Origin of the sequence: Psychrobacter sp. UBA3962 (assembly GCF_002385225.1) — a bacterium.
Lineage (GTDB): Bacteria > Pseudomonadota > Gammaproteobacteria > Pseudomonadales > Moraxellaceae > Psychrobacter.
In genome coordinates, this window is the sequence record NZ_DGDC01000050.1 from 13,029 (window position 1) to 38,114 (window position 25,086).

General features: G+C 42.2%; 22 protein-coding genes. 9 read left to right on the plus strand and 13 right to left on the minus strand.

The window, feature by feature from the left end:
* Positions 1–245: 245 nt before the first annotated feature.
* Positions 246–1,229: a malate dehydrogenase gene (locus B3S92_RS11625; protein ID WP_296206310.1), complete on the minus strand. Its 984-nt coding sequence runs from the start codon at positions 1,227–1,229 to the stop codon at positions 246–248.
* 408 nt (positions 1,230–1,637) lie between these two features.
* Entirely contained in the window at positions 1,638–3,710 is a 2,073-nt protein-coding gene (locus B3S92_RS11630) for a lytic transglycosylase domain-containing protein (RefSeq protein WP_414707031.1), read from the minus strand.
* A gap of 431 nt (positions 3,711–4,141) precedes the next feature.
* On the opposite strand from B3S92_RS11630, the gene miaB reads away from it, so the two are divergent.
* A complete protein-coding gene (gene miaB / locus B3S92_RS11635; protein ID WP_296206312.1) occupies positions 4,142–5,629 on the plus strand; it encodes a tRNA (N6-isopentenyl adenosine(37)-C2)-methylthiotransferase MiaB in 1,488 nt (495 codons plus the stop codon).
* A 130-nt stretch (positions 5,630–5,759) separates the two neighbouring features.
* Here miaB and B3S92_RS11640 read toward each other — a convergent pair whose 3' ends face one another.
* The 4 genes from B3S92_RS11640 to B3S92_RS11655 all read right to left on the minus strand — a co-directional run bounded on the left by B3S92_RS11640 (position 5,760) and on the right by B3S92_RS11655 (position 9,099).
* Positions 5,760–6,422: a LysE family translocator gene (locus B3S92_RS11640; protein WP_296206315.1), complete on the minus strand. Its 663-nt coding sequence runs from the start codon at positions 6,420–6,422 to the stop codon at positions 5,760–5,762.
* 129 nt (positions 6,423–6,551) lie between these two features.
* A complete protein-coding gene (gene argE / locus B3S92_RS11645) occupies positions 6,552–7,763 on the minus strand; it encodes an acetylornithine deacetylase (RefSeq protein WP_296206317.1) in 1,212 nt (403 codons plus the stop codon).
* 31 nt (positions 7,764–7,794) lie between these two features.
* Positions 7,795–8,283 (minus strand): nucleoside deaminase, encoded by a 489-nt coding sequence (locus B3S92_RS11650; RefSeq protein WP_296206318.1) that lies wholly within the window; start codon positions 8,281–8,283, stop codon positions 7,795–7,797.
* Between the two features lie 159 nt (positions 8,284–8,442).
* The gene (locus B3S92_RS11655; RefSeq protein ID WP_296206320.1) at positions 8,443–9,099 is read right to left on the minus strand and encodes a UPF0149 family protein; all 657 of its coding nucleotides are present in this window, start codon (positions 9,097–9,099) and stop codon (positions 8,443–8,445) included.
* 349 nt (positions 9,100–9,448) lie between these two features.
* Here B3S92_RS11655 and B3S92_RS11660 point away from each other — a divergent pair, with 349 nt between their 5' ends.
* Both B3S92_RS11660 and zapA read left to right on the plus strand, forming a co-directional pair.
* Positions 9,449–9,922: a hypothetical protein gene (locus B3S92_RS11660; protein WP_296206322.1), complete on the plus strand. Its 474-nt coding sequence runs from the start codon at positions 9,449–9,451 to the stop codon at positions 9,920–9,922.
* A 42-nt stretch (positions 9,923–9,964) separates the two neighbouring features.
* The gene (gene zapA, locus B3S92_RS11665) at positions 9,965–10,480 is read left to right on the plus strand and encodes a cell division protein ZapA (protein ID WP_296206324.1); all 516 of its coding nucleotides are present in this window, start codon (positions 9,965–9,967) and stop codon (positions 10,478–10,480) included.
* Between the two features lie 96 nt (positions 10,481–10,576).
* Here zapA and B3S92_RS11670 read toward each other — a convergent pair whose 3' ends face one another.
* The gene (locus B3S92_RS11670) at positions 10,577–11,035 is read right to left on the minus strand and encodes a hypothetical protein (RefSeq protein ID WP_296206326.1); all 459 of its coding nucleotides are present in this window, start codon (positions 11,033–11,035) and stop codon (positions 10,577–10,579) included.
* A gap of 422 nt (positions 11,036–11,457) precedes the next feature.
* On the opposite strand from B3S92_RS11670, the gene B3S92_RS11675 reads away from it, so the two are divergent.
* A complete protein-coding gene (locus tag B3S92_RS11675; RefSeq protein ID WP_296206328.1) occupies positions 11,458–13,116 on the plus strand; it encodes an NAD+ synthase in 1,659 nt (552 codons plus the stop codon).
* A 113-nt stretch (positions 13,117–13,229) separates the two neighbouring features.
* On the opposite strand, the gene B3S92_RS11680 is transcribed toward B3S92_RS11675, so the two are convergent.
* On the minus strand, positions 13,230–13,925 hold the full coding sequence (locus tag B3S92_RS11680; RefSeq protein WP_296206330.1) for a YggS family pyridoxal phosphate-dependent enzyme: 696 nt from the start codon (positions 13,923–13,925) through the stop codon (positions 13,230–13,232).
* 266 nt (positions 13,926–14,191) lie between these two features.
* On the opposite strand from B3S92_RS11680, the gene B3S92_RS11685 reads away from it, so the two are divergent.
* Positions 14,192–15,295 carry a type IV pilus twitching motility protein PilT gene (locus tag B3S92_RS11685; protein ID WP_296206332.1) on the plus strand — a complete coding sequence of 368 codons (1,104 nt, stop codon included), beginning with the start codon at positions 14,192–14,194 and terminating at the stop codon, positions 15,293–15,295.
* 144 nt (positions 15,296–15,439) lie between these two features.
* Here B3S92_RS11685 and fur read toward each other — a convergent pair whose 3' ends face one another.
* Complete coding sequence (gene fur / locus B3S92_RS11690; protein WP_077451322.1) at positions 15,440–15,877, minus strand: ferric iron uptake transcriptional regulator; 438 nt, start codon at positions 15,875–15,877, stop codon at positions 15,440–15,442.
* Positions 15,878–16,181: 304 nt separating this feature from the next.
* On the opposite strand from fur, the gene B3S92_RS11695 reads away from it, so the two are divergent.
* Positions 16,182–16,556, plus strand: a complete 375-nt coding sequence (locus B3S92_RS11695; RefSeq protein ID WP_296206337.1) for an outer membrane protein assembly factor BamE — start codon at positions 16,182–16,184, stop codon at positions 16,554–16,556.
* A gap of 165 nt (positions 16,557–16,721) precedes the next feature.
* On the opposite strand, the gene B3S92_RS11700 is transcribed toward B3S92_RS11695, so the two are convergent.
* The 4 genes from B3S92_RS11700 to B3S92_RS11715 form a co-directional block, all read right to left on the minus strand.
* On the minus strand, positions 16,722–17,081 hold the full coding sequence (locus B3S92_RS11700; protein ID WP_296206338.1) for an RnfH family protein: 360 nt from the start codon (positions 17,079–17,081) through the stop codon (positions 16,722–16,724).
* Positions 17,078–18,187, minus strand: coding sequence for a hypothetical protein (locus tag B3S92_RS11705; RefSeq protein ID WP_296206340.1), 1,110 nt, complete (start codon positions 18,185–18,187; stop codon positions 17,078–17,080). Before B3S92_RS11705 ends, B3S92_RS11700 begins: the two co-directional genes overlap by 4 nt.
* Before the next feature lie 297 nt (positions 18,188–18,484).
* Entirely contained in the window at positions 18,485–19,150 is a 666-nt protein-coding gene (locus B3S92_RS11710; RefSeq protein ID WP_077451318.1) for a c-type cytochrome, read from the minus strand.
* 342 nt (positions 19,151–19,492) lie between these two features.
* Positions 19,493–19,801, minus strand: a complete 309-nt coding sequence (locus B3S92_RS11715) for a c-type cytochrome (protein WP_077451317.1) — start codon at positions 19,799–19,801, stop codon at positions 19,493–19,495.
* Positions 19,802–20,549: 748 nt separating this feature from the next.
* Here B3S92_RS11715 and yihA point away from each other — a divergent pair.
* The 3 genes from yihA (at position 20,550) to lspA (ending at position 24,953) form a co-directional block, all read left to right on the plus strand.
* On the plus strand, positions 20,550–21,254 hold the full coding sequence (gene yihA / locus B3S92_RS11720) for a ribosome biogenesis GTP-binding protein YihA/YsxC (RefSeq protein WP_296206345.1): 705 nt from the start codon (positions 20,550–20,552) through the stop codon (positions 21,252–21,254).
* Between the two features lie 233 nt (positions 21,255–21,487).
* A complete protein-coding gene (ileS, locus tag B3S92_RS11725; protein WP_296206348.1) occupies positions 21,488–24,328 on the plus strand; it encodes an isoleucine--tRNA ligase in 2,841 nt (946 codons plus the stop codon).
* The gene (gene lspA, locus B3S92_RS11730; protein WP_296206352.1) at positions 24,321–24,953 is read left to right on the plus strand and encodes a signal peptidase II; all 633 of its coding nucleotides are present in this window, start codon (positions 24,321–24,323) and stop codon (positions 24,951–24,953) included. The genes ileS and lspA overlap by 8 nt, the downstream gene beginning before the upstream one ends.
* The last annotated feature ends 133 nt before the right edge of the window (positions 24,954–25,086 follow it).

A 25,086-nucleotide genomic window follows, 5' to 3' on the forward strand; every position in this document is an offset into this window, starting at 1 on the left:
TTATTTAGAACTTAGTTTCTAGCCAGTTGTAATCCCTTCTAATCTTTAGTGCTTATTATTGATTGTAGCAAATAGCTTAAAGTTTACTGTGCTAAAAATATATAGAAGCTTTACTGTTGTGTTAATAAGGTAGCGTTTTGCGTTTTTTACAAGTAATCAATATTCATAAAATTAGCCATAAAAAAAGCCTGCAAATTTGCAGGCTTCTTTTTACTTAAAGGTTGTGCTTAGAATATTTTACTCACTTATGGAAGTAAATGTTCTACCGCATCACGCTCTTCAGCAAGCTCTTGCTCAGTCGCTTTCATTTTCTCTTGTGAGAAATCAGAAGATACATCTAAACCTTCAACGATTTTCCAATCGCCATTAGCACAAGTACATGGGTACGAATAGATTAGGCCTTCAGCAATGCCGTATTCACCTTGTGAATAAACGCCCATAGAAACCCAATCATTCTCATCAGAACCTAGTGCCCAGGTACGCATGTGAGCGATAGCAGCGTTGGCTGCTGAGGCTGCAGATGAGGCACCACGTGCTTCAATGATTGCTGCACCACGTTTTTGTACGCTTGGGATGTAGCTGTTTTCGTACCAATCACGATCAACTTGATCTAGAGCTGGCTTACCATTAACAGTACACTCAGTTAGATCTGGGTACTGAGTTGATGAGTGGTTACCCCAAATGATCATTTTTTTGATGTCATTAACAGTGCTGTTAGTTTCTTCAGCTAGCTGAGCTAAGCCACGGTTGTGGTCTAGGCGAGTCATAGCAGTGAAGTTACGTGGATCTAGATCTGGAGCATTACGCTGAGCGATCAAAGCGTTAGTGTTAGCTGGGTTACCTACAACCAATACTTTAACATCACGGCTAGCCACTTCGTTTAAAGCTTTACCTTGAGCTGAGAAAATAGCAGCGTTGGCTTCTAGTAAGTCTTTACGCTCCATACCAGGACCACGAGGACGAGCACCAACTAGTAACGCATAGTCTGCATCTTTGAATGCAACGTTAGCATCATCAGTTTGAACCACGCCTGCTAATAGTGGGAAGGCACAATCTTCAAGCTCCATAACAACCCCTTTTAGGGCGTCAAGTGCTGGTGTGATTTCTAAAAGCTGTAGAATAACAGGCTGATCTTTACCTAGCATTTCGCCTGAAGCAATACGAAACAGCATAGCATAACTAATATTACCAGCAGCACCAGTGACGGCAACGCGAACAGGTTGTTTCATTTAATTCTCCTAGAGATTTTTTGAGGTTGTTTTCCATGGGATTATGACAATAACTTGTCATGTTTAGGCAACCATTAGCAAGTGATGGTACATTTTTCTCAAATGTAGTAGGCCAATTAAACCGCTGTTTAATCTGCCACAAAGCACACTTTGCAATGCATCCTATCACTACCAGAGTGTCAACCTAATCTAAGACTCTTTGAACTGATTACTTATCATCGTAAGACCACAAGTATTCAATTAAAAAAATCGTAGCGGATTGACAATGCCTAGTTTATAAAGCGCTATACATTTTTAATGCGGTAAAAGTGTAGCACCTTTCAAAATTTTGCTCAAACCTATTTATCTCTATATTAATAATAAATAAGGGATAGCAAGTTTGTTTTTTGCTATCCCTTACTTTCACTATTAATAACCAGCTGGGATGGTGCCCATGCGCTGTGAAATAGGCATGTTGGCGCCCAAGAGACTGCTGTAAATAGTAGCGTTTTCCATCACTCGTTTAACATAGTTGCGAGTTTCAGGATAAGCGATACTTTCTACATATTGGTCCGCAGCCAGTGAGCCATAAACAGGTTGCCAACGCTTGGCTTTATTTGGACCGGCGTTATAGCCTGCTGTGGCCAGTACCGGCTGGTTGTACAGTTTGCCCATAATATCGCTCATGTACCAAGTACCGTAACGGATGTTGGTATCGCCACTATTGGCACGGCTAGCACTGTAAGTCTCGCCAAGGTTGCGGGCAATATATTTGGCAGTGTCTGGCATAATCTGCATTAGACCACTGGCGCCCACACCTGAGCGTGCGGTACTAACAAAGCGACTTTCTTGACGCATAATACCGTAAGCCCATGCCGGATCAATGCCTACTTGACGGCTATAACGAACCACTTGATCTTGATGCGGCATCGGGTGCGATAGACTAAAGGCATTTAACCCCTCTGTAGTATCAATAGCATAAATAGAGCGGTCCAGCCAGCCTAAATCATGAGCATATTTAGAAGCGGCAACAATCATTTTATTGTCATTATTATCGCGCGCTTTTTTCACCGCCCAATTCCACTCACGGTTGGCATAAGTACGGCTTGCACTTGAATTATATAAGGCAAAAGCACGAGCAAAGTGCGGGTCATTAAGCATGCGATTGGTATCACTGCTAGCCACATTCGGCAAAGCGGTACTACCAGCGTTAAAGCGTTGATTAACTTTGTCTTTGGCTAAGAGACCGTAATAATCACTGTTATTGGCTAAGCGCTGATAGATTTGACGCGCCAAAGCCTTTTTATTACCATCCCCAACTTGCTCATAAGCACGGGCCAACCAATACTGCCAGATATTTTCTTTTTGGACCGCATTGTCCATACTGCCAATGGCATTAATTAAATCATTCCACTGACTAAAACGAATGGCTGCGGTGGCATAGTCTTCCGCTTCTTCATAGTTAAAGGATTCGCCTAAACTGTTACGGAACCAAGTAATCGCCTCATCATTAAAGCCATCATCAGTATTATAATACATACGTTTTACACCCAAGATACGATAGGCGTAACGACGGGTTTCTTCATTAATAAGTTTTTGGGGACGATTATTGTCTTGCTTAATATCGTAATCTACCTGCACGGCTGCCTCACGATAAGATTTATCGGCGATACGTCCGATGGCATAAAGATATAAGTACTGATTTTTTACACTATTGGGCTGGTTGCCAAAGCGGGTTAAGAATGCTGAAGGATTTAATTGAATCTCACTCAGCTCGCTGTAAGCAATTGGGGTTCCCAATGATTGTGCTAAAGCCATAATATCGCCGGTATTCCCAACACGTAACATACGCAATAAACGCTGTTTACGGTCAGTATTATTAATCATCGGGTTGCCATTCATTTCAGTGGCCAATTGGCTACATAAAGCCGGCTGCTTCTTAGTGGTTAACCAGACATCAGGCTTTAAGGCAATCGCTCGCATGGCATCGCCACCATTGTTAAAGCCTAACGCCACAGCACACTTTTCACTGTCGTCAGCATTATGCACATAATTGGCCACTTGACGCACGGCATTATAATCACCAGACTGAGCTTTAGTTTCTGCATAGTCTGCAGCCAGCTTCTCTGCCATAACACTGCCGCTATACTGACTGGCGAACTGGGTGACCACATTGGGATGTAAAGTTGAGATGTCATTGTTTAGACGCCAGTAAGCCGGATACATAGCAAATAAACCATTCCCCATCATTTGCTCGTACTGATACAAAGCTCCTGAATCTCGACGCTCGCCCGCTGCTAAGGCTTCATTAAAATAATTAATGCTGGTGTCATTACTATAATTGGGGCTGCTACCTGGCCAAGATAACTGAGCACAAGCAATTTGGGTCATACCCATAAGCGCTAATGAGGCAACAACAGGTGCCTTAACCCCAAAACCACGTGCTTTGGTCTTAGTATTTAGTTTTTGTGGTAATTTATTAGTAAAAGTTCTTTTTAGCATAGATACAGTCTTATAATTAGAAAAGTTAATTCATTAAAATCAAAACACGCCTTCGTCTAGATTATAGGCAACAAACTGGGTGAGCCAAAATGCTTTATGTAAGTTGATGTTGCAAGGCTGCTTACAAAGTTTAATTTTTTAACAATCGACTCTATAAATCTCAGCCAGCTTACCGTATTTTATCGAAAATACAGATATCATCTACAGCAATCAAAAGACAGGGATAAACCTTAACATTATTTGACCATAGACTGAAACAACCTACATAGCTTTACCACTCAACCCCCTTTAGCTTATGTTATAATAACGCCCAATTATTGCCATTTAAGTCGGCATCCCTTACCGATATCTTTATCGCTGTATCTATCTTATACCCTCTTTATTATCTCAATTTAATAACCTTTAACGACTATCATCTTGGACTGCTTAATATGAGTGCTACTTTATTTGACCCTAAAACTATTCGTCAGCAACCAACGGATAATTCACACTCAGCTGAAAGCCTAGCTGTGGATAGCTTAGCTCAAGCCAACCATCCTACTGGCACAGCAAAAAAGAAAGTTTATATTGCCACCCAAGGCTGTCAGATGAACGTATATGACTCAGAAAAAATGGGTAACGTGTTGGGTGATTCTCATGACATGGTGGTCACTGACAATATCGAAGAAGCCGATGTGCTGCTGATGAACACCTGCTCTATTCGCGAAAAAGCGCAAGAAAAAGTATTCTCTGAGCTGGGCCGTTGGCGCAAGTTGAAAGAAGACAATCCTGATTTGGTTATCGGTGTGGGTGGCTGCGTGGCCTCACAAGAAGGCGATAACATTCAAAAGCGTGCTCCTTATGTCGACATAGTGTTCGGACCACAAACTCTTCACAGATTGCCTGAGCTGTATGACAAATCAACAACTCAGCGTAATATAAAACCCAAAGACCGTATCGGTACGGTTGACGTGTCGTTCCCAAGTATCGAAAAGTTTGATTTCCTACCTGAGCCAAAAGTAGAAGGGTATCGTGCCTTCGTTTCTATCATGGAAGGCTGCTCAAAGTATTGCTCATTTTGTGTGGTGCCCTACACTCGTGGCGAAGAGCTATCACGGCCACTAGATGATGTGTTGGCCGAAATTGATAGCTTGGCTGAACAAGGGGTGCGCGAAATTACCTTACTAGGTCAAAACGTAAACGGCTATCGCGGTGAAAAAGACGATGGGAGCATTTGCCGTTTTGCTGAGTTATTACATTATGTGGCCCACGTGGATGGTATCGAGCGTATTCGCTATACCACCAGCCATCCGCTTGAATTTACTGATGACATCATCGAAGCCTATGCCAAACTACCACAGTTGGTATCACATTTACATCTGCCGGTTCAAAGTGGCTCAAATAAAATCTTGGCGGCCATGAAACGCAACCATACCATCGATGTGTATATCAATCAGATCAAGAAACTGATGGCGGTGCGCCCTGATATGCATTTGTCCAGTGACTTTATCATCGGCTTCCCAGGGGAGACCGAAGAGGACTTCCTAGACACTTTAAATTTAGCCAAAGACTTAGACTTCGATCACTCTTATAGCTTTATTTATTCAAAACGTCCTGGAACACCAGCTGCCGAGCTGCCCGATGATGTGAGCCTTGCGACTAAAAAAGAGCGTCTGGCCATCTTCCAAAAGGTCATCGTTGACTCTACGTTGAAGAAAACCCAGGAAATGGTGGGTAAAACCTTACGAGTAATGGTAGAAGAGATCGCTGATCGCTATCCAGAGCAATTGCTTGGCACAGCAGACAACACCCGTTCTGTACTTTTTAAAGCCACTGAACAACAGAAAAAAGATTTGATGGGTAAATTTGTCACCGTAAAAATCACTGACTTCGTGAGTCCACATATGGTGCGCGGTGAATTGGTCGATATTTTAGGCTAAACCGGTAGCGGCCTGTTGACTTAAGTGTCAGTTGACTTAAATATAGCCACCACCATTAAAGACTGCCAATATCAAAAAAGGGTTCAATGACAAATCATTGAACCCTTTTTTAGTTATAGTAAATCCTTAATCAAATATCTACAGTGACCACTTCCCACAGCAAGGCGACAGCGATCGCTATAAATATCAAACCACAGATTCTATTGAGCCAAAGCAGTCTTGAGCCTTGCCCCAACCAGCCTGAGAGTTTGGTGCCGCCTAGGGTATAAACCATCTGCCAACTGCTCTCACTAATAAAAAACCCTAACGTGAGCCACACATATTGTGGCCACAGTGGTGCGCTAAAATTAATGAACTTTGGAAAAAAAGCGGCGAAAAACAAAATGGCTTTGGGGTTAGATAGCGATACCCACATCCCCTGCCGAAACCGCTGACTGGCCGATTTTAGGCCCTTTTTTAGGCTTTGAGTACTCTGTGCCCCTGAATCTTTCGCAAACTGCACATTATCAGTGGCATTTCGCCAAGACTGCAGACCCAGATAAATCAAATATAAGGAACCGGCCACTTTCATTACCGTCAGCAGCCATGGCAATTTTCGGCTAATGATATCGATGCCCAATAGCGCCGAAACCAGTAGCATAAATAGTCCGAAGCTCAGGCCAGCCAATACCCATAGCGTCTGACGTACGCCATGATTAAGCCCGTACTGGAAGGCGAGCAACATATTGGGTCCGGGTGTGGCGGAGACAATGAAGGTACTAACAAAGAACAGCAGAAATACGGAAACGCTCATGCAGCATTGCCTTAAAGTTGGGAGCTATAGAGATTATAAAACCGGCTATTTTATACCAATAGCCAGTTTATAGTAAAAGCCATTAACCCTATGTAAAAGCCATTAGCCCAGTACTGCAATAGAAGACCATTAACCCTGCAATGAGCCAAGCACTTTGTCCAAGAACACATCGCACTCGGCCATTTGATCTAATTCAACGAATTCATTGGCCTTATGCGCCTGTTCGATACTGCCTGGGCCACAAATAACGGTAGGAATCCCTGCATTGGTGAACTGACCACCCTCTGTGGCATAGGCCACCTTATGGCGTGCTGAAGAATTGACTAAGCCTGCTATTAACTCCTGTAGAGTTTCACTTTCACTGTCTGTCATGGCTGGCACGCTTTCTAATTGCTCAATCTCAATACCCGTATTCCCATCTACTTGCTGCATCTGCTGATTAAGCTCGCCAATCTTTTGTTTGATAGCCGGAAGAATATCTGCTGTGCCCATGGTCGGCAAGTTTCGATAATCAAAGGTAAATTCACAAAGATTAGGCACAATATTGGTCGCTGTACCGCCTTGAATAGTGCCTATCGATAATGTGGAGTAAGGCACATCAAATAGAGGATCTACTTGATCAGACTCTGCCAATTGACCTGCCAGCTCATCAATAAATCCAATCAACTTGGCAGCGTAACTGATGGCATTTACCCCTTGATGAGTTAAAGAGGAATGAGCTGATTTACCATGCACGGCGCAGCGGAATACTGAAATGCCCTTATGGGCAATGACCATTTTCATAGAAGACGGCTCACCAACGATACAATAGTCGGGGCGGATGCCACGCTGCTTTAAGTCCTCTAGCATTAACGGAGCCCCTAAGCAGCCCACCTCTTCATCAAAGGACAACGCCAGATGTAGTGGCTTGGTCAGACTGCCTTGCTTTGACAGTGCCTCTGCCTTGGGCAACAGACTCAAAGCGCTGGCAATAAAGCCTTTCATGTCACAAGCACCGCGGCCATAAAGCTTATCGCCTCGTATTACCGCCTCAAAGGGGTCAGAATCCCAATCTTGACCCTCAACTGGCACCACATCAGTATGCCCAGACAGCACAATACCGCCACTGGTTGTCTGTTGTTCAGAGTCATTACTAGCTGCAACAGTGACAAATAAGTTGGCCTTACTGCTGTCCTCATTAAAGGTCAATACCGGCGATAAGCCCAAGCTCTCGCAATACGCTTGCACGTCTTCAATAAGGGCTAAGTTAGAATGACGGCTCACTGTATCAAAGCCAATTAATCGCTTGAGCCACTCTATACTGTTACTGGGATAAAGGGTGGTTTGATTTAGCGAGGTCATGATTATTCCTTACAAAGTTTAAATAATGAAACTAAGAGTTACGCTGCTTCCAAGCTTGCAGATGTAGCGCTTTGACTTCTTCGTCTAGCCCCGCTACAGGACCTTGTGCCTCAATATTAGGAGAAACTTCATTAATACTTAGGCTATTTATTGGAGACTCAGCAGTGATACCTTGCTGTTGTTGCCATTGCTGCAACTGCTTTGAAGAGCTGGCATAGACTATGCGACCCAACCCCGCCCAAGCGTGCGCTGCCGAGCACATCGCACAATGCTCCCCTGACGTATACACCACAGCTTGACGGCGTTCCTCTTTACTCATATTAGCAGCGGCCCATTGTGCCAAAGCCAGCTCAGGATGGTAGGTGGCCTCAAGGCTATTAATGCGGTTACGGTCTTCTTTTAATACCTCACCACTGCCAGCCACTAACACGCTACCAAAAGGAGCGTCGCCTGCCTGCAGCGCCTCAGCAGCCAGCTCAATACAGCGTTTTAGATGAGATTCATCCTGTTTGGTTATCATTAAAACCTCCTGTTTTCCGGTTATGCTTGATAAGTAATGCTTAGTGCCATTTACGCTTTAATGTAACATAAAAAAGCCAGCCCAGTTTATCTGTATCTGGACTGGCTTTTTGCTATCAGCAATCAAAGCTATATACGGCTCAAAACGCTAAAGATGCCATTAAGATGGATTGTTTTGATTCATAATATCAATAACCGGTGGGATAGGCTTAGGCTTTATCCCTTCTTGCTCCAGCTCTTTGGCCGTCTTGGCGTTAATAGATAAACCGGCGATAAGCGGTAGGCTCATCATAGATTTGCGAGGTCGGATTGCCAAACTTACGGGCACCATACGTGCAAACTCATATAAATATAGATACGACTCTTCGCCGCCCTCAAACTCATCATCTGGATCGATACGAATACTGCCAATTTTCGCCAAATCAGAAAAAATAACATTCTCTTCAGCAGTCAACGTGCAATCGGTCACCCCAAAGCCGGTCATAAACCCATTGGCCCATTGCTTTAGCGCCATAACGCGCTCATATAAATCATGCTCATCATCTGGCACCAATGGCGAATATTGATAAGCATCGTCTTTGTCTTTTAACTGAAACGAGGTATCTTCCGCCTCTTCTGCTAGCAACGTCAAAGCGGCTTCATTAGGAATAGAAAAGCTCAGCTCAGTGAGTAGTTGCTCCCACTCTTCAATTTTAGCGGGGGCATGACACACCGTCATCAGCCCAGTCATCAGTCCATGTAGCTCACTAATGGTCACATCGCTCCAATCAGAAAACGCTTTTTCCCAATCATTCCAACCTGAAATATCATCATTCATTACAATTACCTTTTTATCAACGGTGAGATTTATTACTAAGTGGGGGGGCTATTTATTGCCTTAACTATTTATTAATCTAGCTATTTATCGATCTAACTGTCTAATCTTAACCAAATAGCTGCTATTAAATAGCCACTAGATCACTACCACTTTTGTTAAATTGTTGCGGTGTATTTCGCTAATTTTTTAGCTTAGCTTATGACAAAACATCAAAACCTGAGCCTTTGTAAACACATTCGTTAACAACCTACTGCTAGATATAATGTGGGCATCTGTGGCATTATTAAAGGTATTATATACATAACCTTGCATTTATATTTTTATCCGACTTTATTAGAAGTGATACTCTATGACTCAGCCTTTAATTGAAAAACTGCAGCATTTAGATTCTATATTACACAACGTTCGACAGCGTTATGATGCCTCTCATAATGAGTTACTTTCGCTAAAAGCTGCCCCTCAAGTAGACACCCAACAAGTTGAGCAATTGCAGCAACAGCTTAGCGACCTTGAGCAAATCTATGAGCAGTCGCAACAAGCCAAACAGCAGCTTGAGCAAGATCTGTCTGATGCCCAGAGTGTGTTTGAAGACGTGCAACAGCAACAAGAGACTCTAGAACAACTATATAATCAGCTCAATGATGAGCACAAGAGCCTAACTGAAGCGCACAACACACTCAATGACAATTACAATGAGTTGCTACAAAAGTGTGAAGCGTTAGAACAAGCGAATCAAATGTTATTAGAAAAAAACCGCTTGGCAAAAGAGCATACCAAAGTAGTGATGCAGCGCTTAACTTTAATTGACCAAGCTGTAGACTAAGACCTACCTAGCTTCTTTATTCTATTTTTTTAAGAGAACACTATGTCCACTGATTATCCAAATGACCACGAGCCGCAAGACTCTGAAGTTAGCCTTGAAGAGCAGTCTGTCTTATCTGAAGCTGCCAGCGAAGATTTCACTGAAGAAACTTACGCGCTAGACAATGAGCCGTATGCAGAAAATATCGACTCTGAAAACTACGATAACGACTACTCTGAACAGTCTATTGCCGATGTAGAGTTAGCAGATTACGCAGCTGAACCTGAGTATGCAGCTGTTGATATTAGTATTTTAGAGAAAAGCTATACCATTAACTGCCCAGTAGGTGAAGAACACGAGCTTTTCGCTGCCAGTGACTTTATCAATAATTTTATTGAAGATCTGCGTGCTCAAGCTCCGCACTTACCTCATGAAAACTTATTGGTGCTTTGCTGTTTAAACCTTTATGAAAAACTGCAACAGTCAAAAAACATTGCCACAGCCAATGAACAGAGTATTGAGCAGGCCAATCAACTTATTGAACAGATGATTCAAGACATGCAGTTAGCTCAGCAATAACCATAGATTAGCTGACTATGATGCCCCTATATTAAGGCTGCCAAGTATTGTGCAGCCTTTTATTTTGCAACTGTTTGACCCCTGATTGATCAAACTCTACTTTGCACGATTTGCATGAAAGTCGGTTTGATGATCATAATTACAAAAGAACCAACTGCTCATTTTCTTTAACTGTTGATTCTTTTCAAACAACTGCTTTTGTAACTGCTCATATTGGGCCGAAGCTTGTTTCTTTTGTTGACGAGTCAGTCCTTTTTGATGAGTTTTATCTTTAACATTGGTCTCATAAGCTAGGATTTGTTGCCTAATGGCCTCCACCTCTGTAGTCAGCTCAGCAACTTGGGTCTGATCCGCTTGCGTTAATTGGGCTTGTGGTATGGCCTCAGTCACCCCTCTATATTCCGCTAAGGGGTAACCGCAATAGTCACAGTCTCTGGGAGTAATAATATCCCCTTTTTTGGGCATGAACTCCTTGGGCGGCTTGGGGTACATAAATTTAAAGAAAGCCCACATAGCAAGCCAGATTACGATAAGGGTAAAGACAAATGCAAACATGATACAATTTCCTAGTTTTGCCCGCTAAATCAATCGGGCTTAGCTATAACACAAAAATTTGATGTTATACTAAAGGTAATTATATCGTTTTTCGACTACAAAAATCGTTAACAATGGAAACAACAAGAAATTATCCGCCCTGCTGTATTTGATAAAGTAGGGTTTATATATTGAATAAGAGAAGTAACAAGCTCAAACGTTGTTAGTTGGCGAAATCCGTTAGCTCTTTATATTAGTAAGATTAACTTGGCAGATAATACTTTTCTAACTTGATAGATAATATTTTAGATTATAAAAATACTAACCCTTTTAATAGAAACGCTAAATTTTACCTGGCTCAAAATCAACACTAAAAAAATTTAATAAGTTGTTTTTGTAGCGAGGCAAATAGCGCTAATCCCCATAACGAATAGGACCTAATAATGTCTAATGAAAACAACAGCACTGAACTAAAAGGAAAGTCGCTGAAATTTGCAATGGCTCAATCTCACTTTATGGTAGGTGACATCCAGAATAATATCCAAAAAATGCGTAGCTTGGCCATCGAAGCACGTGATAATGGTGCCGACATCATCGTATTCCCAGAGTTGGCCTTATTGGGATATCCTCCTGAAGACCTACTGCTGCGTCCAAGCCTGTCTGACCGAGTTAAAGCCGCTTTAAGCTCATTAACAGATATCAATGATATCGTTATGATTATCGGCTATCCCCATGTGGATTATCATGGCACCTTCAACTCAGCAGCCATCATTCAAAATGGGCAACAAAAAGGCTTTTATCATAAGCAGTATCTCCCCAATTACGGGGTGTTTGATGAGCGCCGTTATTTTGACAAAGGTCGCAACCAAGTACTTTTTAATTATCAAGGCCTTACTATTGGCCTGCTAATCTGTGAAGACTTATGGCAAGAAGACCCTATCAAAGCCTTAAAAGATCAAGGCGCTGACCTAGTAGTAACCATTAACGCCTCTCCTTTTGAAGCCGGTAAGCAGCACACGCGCCAAGCTTTATTACGTAAAAGAGCCACCGATAACAACTTACCCATCGTTTATGTGAATGCGGTAGGCGGTCAAGACGACCTGGTGTTTGATGGGGGCTCTATGGCGGTTCAAGCCAATGGCGACGTGGCCCATGAAGCGCCTCGTTTTTTAGAGCATCTACTATATGCCAGTTTCGATATCGAAAGCGGCCAATTCGATACTCAAGCTAAAGCACCCCTACAATTAAGTGCCGAATCAGAAACTTATCAAGCCTTAGTTGTGGGCTTGCGTGACTATGTCAACCATTCAGGCTTTGAAGGGGTTATCGTCGGTCTTTCAGGCGGTATCGATTCTGCATTGACCTTATGTATCGCTGTTGATGCTTTAGGGTCAGATAAAGTATATGCAGTAATGATGCCGTATGAATACACGTCACAAATCAGCTTAGAAGATGCCCAAGCTCAAGCCCGCAGATTGAATGTGTCTTATACCGTTTGTCCCATCCATGACGCGGTAGCGGGTATGCGACATACCTTAGCACCTTTATTTAGTAAGGCCAAAATGGACACCACTGAGGAGAATATTCAGGCCCGTGCTCGCGGCATGATCTTAATGGCCTTGTCTAATAAATTTGGTCATCTGGTCATCACCACTGGCAATAAATCTGAAATGGCTGTGGGCTACTCGACCTTATATGGCGATATGGCTGGCGGATTTGATGTCTTAAAAGACGTTTACAAGACTCAAGTTTATGCCTTAGCCAATTATCGTAACCGTTTGGAGGACACTGATGTTATTCCTGAACGTGTTATCACGCGCGCGCCTTCAGCCGAGCTACGTCCCGACCAAAAAGACCAAGACAGCTTGCCGGATTACGAAGTGCTTGATGCCATCTTAAAAGACTATATCGATAACGATTTGGGCTTTAATGAGATTACCGCGAAAGGATTTGACCCTGATATGGTACGTCAGACCATTCGCTTAGTAGACAGAAGCGAATATAAGCGTCGTCAAGCGGCCATCGGTACCAAAGTCAGCCATAAGGCTTTTGGCCGTGAACGTCGTTATCCCTTGGTTAATGGTTGGAGCATTGAAAGCTAATAATAAGGCCGCTTTCACTCTTTCATCATTATCTAGATGATAAAATAAAAGGAGCTTCAATGGGTTTGAAGCTCCTTTTTTATGCCCTAAGACTTAACTCAGTCTCTCAAAAGCTAGTCTCTTGCTCCAAAGATGGCACTTCCGACTCGCACCATCGTTGAACCCTGAGCTATAGCTTGCTCCATATCACCACTCATCCCCATACTCAGCGTATCCCACTGTGCTAATTCAGGATGAGCTTGCTTAATCTCATCAAACAGCTTTTTAGTACGCTCAAAAGCATCGGTACCTTCTTTAGATGGAATAATCATGAGCCCACGTAAGCTTAGATTCTCATAGCCTTTAATAGCTGCAATTAGCTTATCTAGCTCGCTAGGCAAACACCCTGACTTACTGTCTTCATTGTCTATATTGACTTGAACCAGCACATTGAGCTTATCTAAATTATCAGGGCGTTGATCATTAAGACGCTTGGCAATAATGTCACGCTCAATGGTATGTACCCAGTCGAAATTCTCGGCGATATCTCGGGTTTTATTACGTTGAATATGACCAATATAATGCCATACGATATTAGCTACAACCTCAGTGCTAGCTTGCTCTTTAATTTGCGCCATTTTTTCTGCAGCTTCTTGCAGGTAGTTTTCACCAAAATGCTTCTGCCCTGCTTCGGCCAGCTCAATAACCATTTGCGCTGGTTTGGTCTTGGATACCGCCAATAAAGTAACTGTGTCTCGATTCGAAGCTATACACGCCTTATCAATTTGTTCGGTGACTTGTTGCCATCTTTGAAGCAGTGTTGGATTCATTATATTAACCTCATAAAATTTTTTTAACTTAATAATTTTGGTTATACCGTAATTTTTGGCTATATAGTAATAGTAACATTTACCCCCCTCCCTGCTCTATGGGTAAATGTTTACAACCTCTGAACCCACTGTATCTTTGACTGCTATTTAAAGAGTACGCTATGTGTGAGCCTTAACGAGTGTGAATTAACCCTAAAAAAGTCACTCATAAGGCGAACAGACTTGTTATGCTACCGATAACTATTAATTGCATAGGGAGGACTTAAGTGCCTGACGCGCAAGTACTAAGCTTCAAAGATATTGAGTCTCTACTTGCTCATACTATTCAACATCAGGCTTCAGACATACACCTATCCACTGGAATGCCCGCCATGTTACGCATTGCAGGTGATATGGTTGCGATAACTATGCCGGCCCTGCAAGAGATAGAAGTGGATGCCTTTATCAAAGCCACCATGAGTAACGCTCAATATAAAGGATTTCAAAATAACCTAGAGCTTGATTATGCCTTCTATATACCCGAAATGGGCCGCTTTAGAGTCAATGCATTTACTCAAAACCGAGGAATAGCTGCTGTATTTAGAGTCATACCTTCCAAGGTCCCTAGCTTAGAGCAACTGAACTTAAATCGCTCTGCTAATCTGGACCTAGCTTCCTCTATCACTAACCACCAAAACCCTCAGCCCGATAACCAAACTACTTTTGAGAAAATCGCCAACCTTCGCCAAGGTCTGGTACTGGTTACCGGCCCCACAGGCTGTGGCAAATCTACCACAGTAGCGGCTTTAATTGACCATATTAATAACACCAAGCCAGTCCATATCCTTACCATTGAAGACCCTATTGAGTTTATTCATGACTCAAAAAGAAGCTTGGTAAATCAAAGAGAGGTGTCTCAGCATACTTCCGATTTTAGCACTGCGCTTCGCTCTGCTTTAAGGGAGGATCCTGATGTTATTGTCATTGGCGAGTTAAGAGATTTAAGCAGTATCCAGTTGGCACTTACGGCGGCTGAAACCGGGCACCTGGTCTTTGCCACCTTACATACAAATTCAGCGACCAAAACCATAGACAGACTTATTGATGTCTTTCCTGCAGCCGAAAAAGAGATGGTCAGAGCCATGCTGTCAGAATCTTTACAGGCGGTCTTCTCTCAAGTCTTAGTGAAGCGTATCGATGGTGGACGTATTGCAGCCCATGAGATTATGGTTACTACCCCCGCCATTCGTAATTTAATTCGTCAAAACAAATTGGCGCAAATGTACTCTGTCATTCAAACCAGTAATGGAATAGGGATGCGCACTTTTCAACAGTCGCTACAGCAGTTGGTAGACGATAAAATCATTGACGCAGCTCATCTTACTGACTGATTCGCATAAAAAAAGACCTTCTTAGTTAATCCCTAAAAATCACCCACAAAAAAACCCGTCTAAAACGGGTTTCCTAATAACAGTTAACTTAGCTTATAGTTTTGCTGCCATTAAATTCATGCCAACAAAATTGTCAATTCCTTGTTATGGTTTTTTGGCTGAATCTTGGCACTCTTCATTTTCACATAAACCATATAGCACTAAAGAGTGGCCAGACAATCTAAATCCATGCTCTTCAGCCACCTTTAGCTGCTCTTGCTCAATGATTGGGTTATGAAATTCAATGATTTTTCCACACACATCACAGACCATATGATCATGGTGCTCATCTTGGGTAATCTCGAAGACAGATAAGTTGTTTTCAAAATTATGACGCTCGACAATGCCGGCTTGCTCAAACTGGGTTAGCACTCGATACACCGTGGCTAAGCCCACATCCTCTCCTTGCTCTATTAAAGCCTTATAGACCTCTTCAGCACTCATATGGTGGTCTTCAGCACTCTCTAATAGCTCAAGGATTTTGATACGAGGCAAAGTAATTTTCAAACCCGCTTTACGTAACTCTTGATTGATGATTTTCATTGTAATCCTTATAACTTTATAATTTATGAGTGGAACCCGTGTTAAACTACTAAATAATATAAAATTTAGTTAAATACTCTCGTAAGTGGTAGGCAATTGCAAGTAATTGACGTATCATTTATGAAAATCAGTTGAGCCTAGCTTAGACTAAATTCGAGGAATAGCCCATCACTTTAACTGGGTTATCTTACCAAAACTTTATTATCAGTTTATAATTACCAGAACTTTGGTAGTTTTCATAACTGTCTAAATCCTTAGAGGCTTACTCTAAAGGCTACATTAGGTAATTCTAAAACGTGAAATTATGAATATATTAAAAAAATTACTTTATCCTATTGCTATTACCGCCACGCTAACCCTATCAGCTTGTTCTATTTTTGGTGTCTACACCATTGATTTACCTCAAGGGACTCCAATCACTCAAGCTCAAGCACAGCAAATTCAGCCTGGTATGAGCAAAAACCAAGTGCTGTATTTGCTAGGTAGCCCAGCTATGCGTGATACCTTAGCGCCTAAGCGTTGGGATTATATTTACGACTATGCGCCAGGAACTTATGGAAAAAGAGAAGGCAAAGAAGTAATTACTAATGCCAGTCAGCATCTGATTATTTATTTTGATGATTCAGAAACTGTGGTCAATGTAGAAGGCATCGAAAGCCTTCCTACTAGCACTAAATAACTATTCTTATATTAATAAGTAACTTGTATTAGTAAGTAAACCGTTAGTCAGTTTCTACCTTCTCACGTTTAGCCCATGGTCTTTTGACTGAAATAAGATAACCCTCGCTCCCTCTAAAAGCAATTGAAGGGTACTTGCGAGGGTTATCTTAGCTTATATGTACAACTACCCTTCCTTAACAGCTCGCTTTTTGCGTTTACGCATCGGGTCGATAGTCAACGGCCGATAAATCTCTATACGATCATGAGCTTGTAATACGTAGCTTAACAGCTTCTTCTGGGAAAACACTCCCACAGCCCAACTCTTATTATTGATTTGCTCATCTTGAGCATGCTCATCACACCACTGCTGTAAGCCAGGGTATTGCTCTAACCATCCTGACTGCTGCAAGGCTTGTAATAAAGTCGTGCCTTGAGCCACCGTCATCTCTAAATACAGACTTTCTGTGGCTGATGGGGCATAGGCCAAGCTTATAGGTAAGCCCGCCTGAGTTTTATCTAGAACATTGAGTGGGCTTGTAATCATGACAATAACCAGCCTGCCACAGCCACAATAATCAGGATAGGCACTAAGATACGAATAGCCACGCGCCACAGGTTATAAACCCCTTCTGAACTGAAGTTTAATGACTTACGCATGTGGCTAATTTTCATTTGCCAACCTGAGAAAATGGCCAATATTAATGCACTTACAACACTAACAACCACCAATAGCACAGCCAAAGATTGAGGGTTAGCAATAACCACCAGCAATATAGTTAATACCATACTAATGGCAGTGGCAATCCATATACCAAATCTTTGGAATAGGTTGGCAATTTGTGCACTGGCATAATGCATAAAAAATGCTGAAGCCGCCAATACCCCAAAGGCATAAACGATCGTAGTAATTGGAGCAAAGCTTCCTGTGGTAAATATTAAAGCCATGCTACCAATGACCAACTGCGTCAACCAAATGGGCAATACCGTTTTTGTCGCAATCTCACGGGTATTACGCCCAATCTCTGCACTGTGATTAGGGTCACGGCTGACTAAAGGATTATTAAACCAGAATAAACCAGTTCCCACTCCCACACTCACTAACGCCAGTGTTACCGCTCTTGCCCACTCCCCTAAGCTAGGCTCAGTCATGATAAGAGTGATCGAGGATATATTAGTTACTGCTGCCATTACAAAGGCAACAGCAATCAATGCCAAAGAGGCTACTAAGGTGCTGCCGCCCAATAGGCTCAACATCGCAGCGATAATCACCATAATTACGCCTAAGGCATAATCAGGCACCTGTAGTGATAAACCTAGCTCTTGGGTAGCCTGTAGTAGATTGGCACTAACAGCATCAATACTTAAGCCAGCCACCACCAAGGACAGCAGTACCGTGAGCCACACGAAGCTACGCCAGATAGTACTGGTATCCGCCTCTCTGGTAAGCTCTTGAATGCCTTTAGCAGGTATTTTTTGACTACGATGTGCCAGTCCAATCTCTGCATATAATAGAGGCAGACCGACCACCACCATCGCCAATAGCCACATTAGCCAGAAATCTAGTTGACCAACAGGCGTAGGAATAAACCATCTAAATAGAAGGAGAGGCAGTAAGGCAGCAATAAATAGTGAGGCAAAACGATTTTGCATGCTGATATCCATGGGTTGAAATTATAGTTTAGGTTTAGGTTAAATTTATAGGTAATGACAATCTAACTGATTTTGAACAGCCAAATCAAATGTATTCGCGTATCTACAACGCTTATTTAAAATATTGGGTTAAATTATAAACTTTAAACACCTGCCCTAGATTTAAATCTACTAATAAACAAAAACCCCGAAGAACGGGGTTTTTGTTTATTAAATCTCTTTAGCTACTTTGACTAAGGTAGCTTTATTAGCTTTTATCCAATAAGACTCAGCCGATAAAGCTACCTAGCCACTAAATTAGTGAACAGCACTAACAAACTGCGATAAGATTTTGATATCACGGTCGCTAAGTCTTGCAGCAACCACTTGCATCATACCTTTCTCACCTTCTTTAGCAGCATCGTTAATACGTTTTTGATCTTTAGCTACATCATCTTCACGACCTGCAGCACGGAACATTTTTAATTGTAGACCAATGTATTCAGCATGCTGACCACCAATACGTGGGAAGGCAGCATAAGCGTTACCTGCGCCTTTAGGATCATGACACCCTGCACAGCCAATAACACCACGCTTTTTATCGCCCCCTAAGAACAACTTGCCCGCTTCTTCAGCAGTGGCTGGGTTACCTGCAAAAGCACCCCATGGTTTTTGTTCTGAGTAATAACCAGCAACGTTTGCTAGATCTTGTTCGTTTAGAGTAGCGATCTGACCTTGCATGATACCGTTAATACGATATCCTGTTTTAAAATCTCTCAATTGTTTGAAAATATAGCGAACATTTTGACCGCCAAGGTTAGGCTGAGTGGGGACAACACTAGTCCCTGTCATGCCGTGACAGGCAGCACAGTTCTCTTCAACAATTTTTTGACCGGCTGCAGCATCATATTTAGGCACAGTGATAACTGCACTGGCGCTGATACTGGCAACACATAGGCTGGTGGCAACGAGCAATTTTTTCATTGTAGTCTAATCCTACTAAATCTTTCAGGCGGTAGCTAAGCAACTATAACTTTAACTCTGAAATGATGATACCCAAACCTTAACTATAAGGTATCCCTTAACCCAAATATAGGGGCAAGCTATCAGTGCATGGTTCAGTTATAACTACTCACAGAGAATAATTAATGCCATTATTATATCAATAGTTTTGTAAAAATAGCTACCTATCCGTGACATATTAGTCAATACGTAGCAATAAATCTTACTTAATCTGACTTATAAAGACAAAAAGCCCTGATTTAATCAGGGCTTTGCGACATAATGATGTAGGTAAAAGTAGTAATATTGACTCAAAATCAAAGCTTACTTAGACATATATTCAATCAATTCAGCATAGTCTTTGCTGGTTTTACAGTCGCCGCATAAGCCACCAGCAGGCATCTGTTTACCGCCAGCTCTCACTGACTCAACCAAAGCGGGCATGCCTTTTTCAGATTTGAGTTTTTGCCAATACTGGGTGTCCCCTTTTTGAGGGGCTTTAAAGGCCCCACTAGAGTGACAGGTAGCACAGCTCGTCTCATAACGTTTGGCAACATCGGCATTACCCAAGATGGGAATACTACTTAACATTAGGGTAGCAACCACAGGTAATAGCACTTTATTAAACTTCATTAATACTCTCCTTACCTTCGTCGCTTCTTAACACCACATGATGAAATGCGTATGAAAAGACTTAAGCATTAAGGGCTCTACATGAGCCGTAAATATAACGAGGTGTCGTACAATTAATAAAAATAGGTTAATTTATAATAAAAAATAGCTTGGCACTTTTTGGGCGACTGACTTTATTGGTAATAATATTATTTATAATAAGATGGAATGTGATCGATAGCTAACAGCCACTACTTTCCTTAATTTCAGTATACACCCATTCACCTAATTACTATTATGAAGGCATTTATCTCTATTTCAATGCCAATATCCCTAGTTTTTTGTAAATGCCATTTTATTAAAAGAGTTAAGGTATAAATTTAGAACATTCAAACAGCAATAAACTCTCTATCGTTTAGATTAATAAATGCTAATCAATGTGTTTTTGAACTTCTACCCCTTTAATAAACCGTTTTGATGAACAGTAATGCACCTTTTTTACTTTACCATTTCACACTGCAACACAAAGCTTCATTCACGCCATTATCTTTCACAAGCAAGACTGGTTATAATGGGAAGAAATGACAGGCATTTATTTAACGTTACTTTTATCCTTATTCTAAGTGTGCCTATTTCGTGCCCTACTATTTATTTATAAAAGCACTTTTTATGAGGGTGTTTTTTATAAAGCTATTTTCATAAAAAGTAACTTTATTATTGACCTAATAGCCGTCAAATCTATTTTATACCGTTTAAACTTGAGACCCTTATGGCTAATGCACCAAAGACCAAAAAGACCAAAGCACCACAATATGTTGCTCCAGAATCTGCAGCAGACTTATCCCATTTATCGCCTCGCCAACGCTTGGAGCAAACTGAATTCTTGATGTCAGCCCCTACCTTTAAGCTATGCCCAGCCGATACGGGTTATGAGGTGGCTTTCGCAGGACGCTCTAACGCAGGTAAATCCTCTGCTATTAACGTATTAACCAATCAGCGTCAGCTGGCGCGTTCCTCAAAGACGCCAGGCCGAACCCAAATGATCAACTTCTTCTCTATTGGTAATGACGAAGCCCGTTTGGTGGATTTACCTGGCTATGGTTATGCCGCTGTTCCTGAAAAGATGAAACTGGTTTGGCAAAAAGAGCTGGAAGAGTATTTGGTATCGCGTGAAAGCTTAGCAGGCTTAGTACTATTAATGGACAGTCGCCACCCACTTAAGTTCTTCGATGAGCAGATGCTACACTGGGCCAAAGATGGTGAGTTACCGGTGCACGTGCTGTTAACCAAATCCGATAAGTTTAAATATGGTCCAGCTAAAAATATTTTACTGCAAACCAAACGTGAATTAGAAAAGCTTGATTTACCTTTTTCTATTCAACTGTTCTCCTCATTAAAAAAAGAAGGGGTAGATGAATTGGCAGAAGTTATGGGACGCTGGTTAAGAATTGATGGCCAATCTACTGCTGAATAGCTGCTAACTTTAGTAGCTATTTCCCTCTAAGGAAGCTTTTATTTTATAATGAGAATATTGTGCTTTACTTTATAGCTATTTTTTGTAAGTCTTAAATATTTTATAAATTGCTAGACTCACTTTAACCTCATTACTATTTAATTTTATTCCTTGTTATTTTTTTAGTATCGCAGCATTTTATCTAGTTTTTAAACTTTCATTTTTGTTTTAACTTAACATATAAGACGGCTTCTATGACTGATTCGACTAATTCAACTCCAGATTACAAAGATACGTTAAACCTTGCCGATACCGCGTTTCCAATGCGAGGCAACCTAGCTCAACGTGAGCCAGATTGGTTAAAAGCTTGGGAAGCGGATAATGTGTATGGCAAAATTCGTGAAGCCAAAGCAGGACGTGAAAAATATATCTTGCATGATGGCCCTCCATACGCCAACGGTCAAATTCACTTAGGTCATGCGGTAAACAAAGTTCTAAAAGATATTATTGTTAAATCAAAAACGTTGTCAGGCTACGATGCTCCTTATGTGCCTGGTTGGGACTGTCATGGTCTACCTATTGAGCAAAAGGTAGAAGCCAAAGTAGGTAAAGTAGGTCAAAAGGTTTCAGCGACTGAGTTTCGTGGTTTATGCCGCGAATATGCACGTAGCCAAGTTGACTTACAAATGGCTGACTTTAAACGTCTTGGGGTGTTTGGGGATTGGGACAATCCTTATCTAACCATGAACTTCCAACAAGAAGCCAATATCGTACGTGCTCTAGGTAAAATCTATGCCAATGGCTATGTCACTCGTGGCATGAAGCCGGTTAACTGGTGTCTAGATTGTGGCTCTTCACTGGCGGAAGCTGAAGTAGAATATGAGGACAAAACCTCAGACGCTATTTACGTAGCTTTTGATCTAGTTGATCCTTCACAAGTTTTACCTGAAGGCAATACTGAGAAAACAGCAGCGGTTATCTGGACCACAACCCCTTGGACCTTGCCAGCCAACCAAGCCATCGCTGTTAGTGCAGACTTTGAATATAGCGTTGTCAAAACCAGCAAAGGCAATCTGCTGCTAGCGACTGATTTAGTAGAAGATGCTTTACAGGCGCTTGGGTTAGAAAACGAAGGCGTTATCACCACCCTACCTGGTGATAAGCTTGAATTGGTCAAAGCCCAGCACCCCTTAATCGAATCACGCCAAGTGCCTATTATTTTGGGGGAGCACGTGACCACTGAAAGCGGTACGGGCTTAGTCCACACTGCTCCTGCTCATGGTGCCGATGACTATGTGGTAAGCTTACGTTATGATTTACCTGTGACCAACCCTGTTGGTGGTAATGGCGTCTATCTAGAGACGGCTGAAGTATTCATTGGTGAACACATTTACAAAGCTCAGCCAAAAATTATTGAGACTTTGAATGACAGTGGCCATCTATTAAAGCATTACAAAATGGAGCACAGCTATCCGCATTGCTGGCGTCATAAGTCTCCCATTATTTTCCGTGCTACCCCGCAGTGGTTTATCCGCATGGATCACAAGGTGACTGAAGGCGGTAACACTTTAAGACAGCAAACTATGCAGGATATTCCAAATGTCATTTGGACACCTGCTTGGGGCCAAAACCGTATTGAAGCTATGGTTGCTGGTCGTCCAGACTGGTGTATTTCTCGCCAGCGTACTTGGGGCGTGCCCATTCCTTTCTTCACCCATAAAGACACTGATGAGTTGCATCCCAACACCTTAGAATTGATGGAAGACATCGCTCAAGTTATCGAAAAAGGCGGGGTAGAAGCTTGGTTTGACGCTTCAGCTGAAGACTTCATCGGCGAAGATGCCAAGGAATATGTAAAATCAACCGATACCTTAGATGTTTGGTTCGACTCAGGGACCACCCACTTTGCGGTGCTTGAGCAAGACGAAAACCAGACCAACCCTGCAGATATGTACTTAGAAGGCTCAGACCAACACCGCGGTTGGTTCCAGACCTCATTACTCACCTCTGAAGCTATGTATGGTAGAGCGCCGTACAAACAAGTATTAACCCATGGCTTCGTGGTTGATGAGAACGGCCGTAAGATGAGTAAGTCGTTGGGCAACATCATTAATCCACAAGATGAAATTAATAAAACCGGCGCTGATATGCTGCGCATGTGGATTGCTTCAAGCGATTATCGCTATGAGATGAATGCGGGTAAACAAGCGTTTAAGGGTGCGACAGATATGTATCGCCGTATCCGTAACACAGTACGCTTCTTATTAGCAAACACCGATGACTTCAAGCCAGAAACCGACAGTTTGGCTATGGATGAGCTGGTGAGTTTAGATAAGTACATAATGCTACGCGCCCAAAAAGTACAGCAATCTATCATTGCTGCTTATGATGCGATGGACTTCCACCAAGTCACCCAGCAAGTAACGGCTTTTTGTTCTCAAGACTTGGGTGGCTTCTACTTAGACATCATTAAAGACCGTCAATACACCACCATGGCAGAAGGCAAGCCTCGTCGCTCAGCCCAGACAGCAATGTATCATATTGCTCATGCCTTACTACGCTGGATAGCCCCTATCTTAAGCTTTACCGCTCAAGAAGCTTGGGAAGCGCTGCTAAAAGAGTCGGCTACTGGTGCTAACGCTTATGTCTTTACTCAAGACTGGTACGAACTACCTGACTTTAGTATGGACAAAATCAGTGAGGCAGATTGGACGGTTATTTTGGAAGCCAAAGATGCCATCAACAAAGTTATTGAGCATGCTCGTGAGCAAAAACAAATCAATGCCAACTTATCAGCAGCAGTGGCTATCTATGCGGATGGTGAGATTTACGATAGCTTAGCGAAGCTTGAAGATGAGCTGCGCTTTGTATTAATCACCAGTTCAGCGAGCTTAAATAAACTGAGTGACTCACAACTAGGCAGTGCTACTGAGTTAGACAATCTTCGCGTTGAAGTGACCTCTGCTGAAGGTACTAAATGTATCCGCTGTTGGCACGTGCGTGATGATGTGGGCTCAGATCCTAAGCACCCACAGATTTGTACCCGCTGTGTGAGCAATATCGAAGGCTCAGGTGAGGTTCGTCATTATGCCTAATACTGCAGGCAATAACCCTAGCAACAACTTAGACAATGGCTCCAATAACTTGGCTGACAAGACCGTTGCTCCTGCTTATGCCACTGCGTCGCCTAGTTTAACTAAGCGGCCTAAGCTTACGCCTAATAAACAGCAGGCTTTATTATGGTATGTGCTCTCTTTAGTAGTGATTGGGCTGGATCAATGGACTAAATGGTTGGCTGAGCTAAAGCTTAACTTCCATGAGCCAGTGGCGGTTATTGAGCCTATCCTAAATTGGACCTTGGCCTATAACTATGGCGCTGCTTTTAGCTTTTTAGCAGATCAAGGCGGTTGGCAAAAGTGGTTTTTTGCTGGCCTGTCATTGGCGATGTCTTTGTTTTTAGTGTGGTACCTTACTCGAGCTCCGCGTCAGGCTAAGCTATTCAATGTTGGTTTGGCTTTAATCTTAGGCGGCGCCATTGGTAACTTAATCGACCGAGTACGCATTGGTAAAGTTATTGACTTCATCCATGTGCATTATGCCGATGTTTGGCACTACCCTATTTTCAACGTAGCTGATATTGCTATTTGTGTTGGGGTAGCCATTGTGGTGATTGATATGCTGTTTTTGGAAGGCAAACGTAACGCGAAATACCAAGCTTAAGCCAGCTATATTTTCAATAGCGAGTTTTTAAATAAAATTTAAATCAAACAAAGCCCGTCAATGACGGGCTTTATTTTGGCTATGGCTCTCGGCACTTAAAACTGCGATAAGTCGGTAAGCATCCGACCAACCC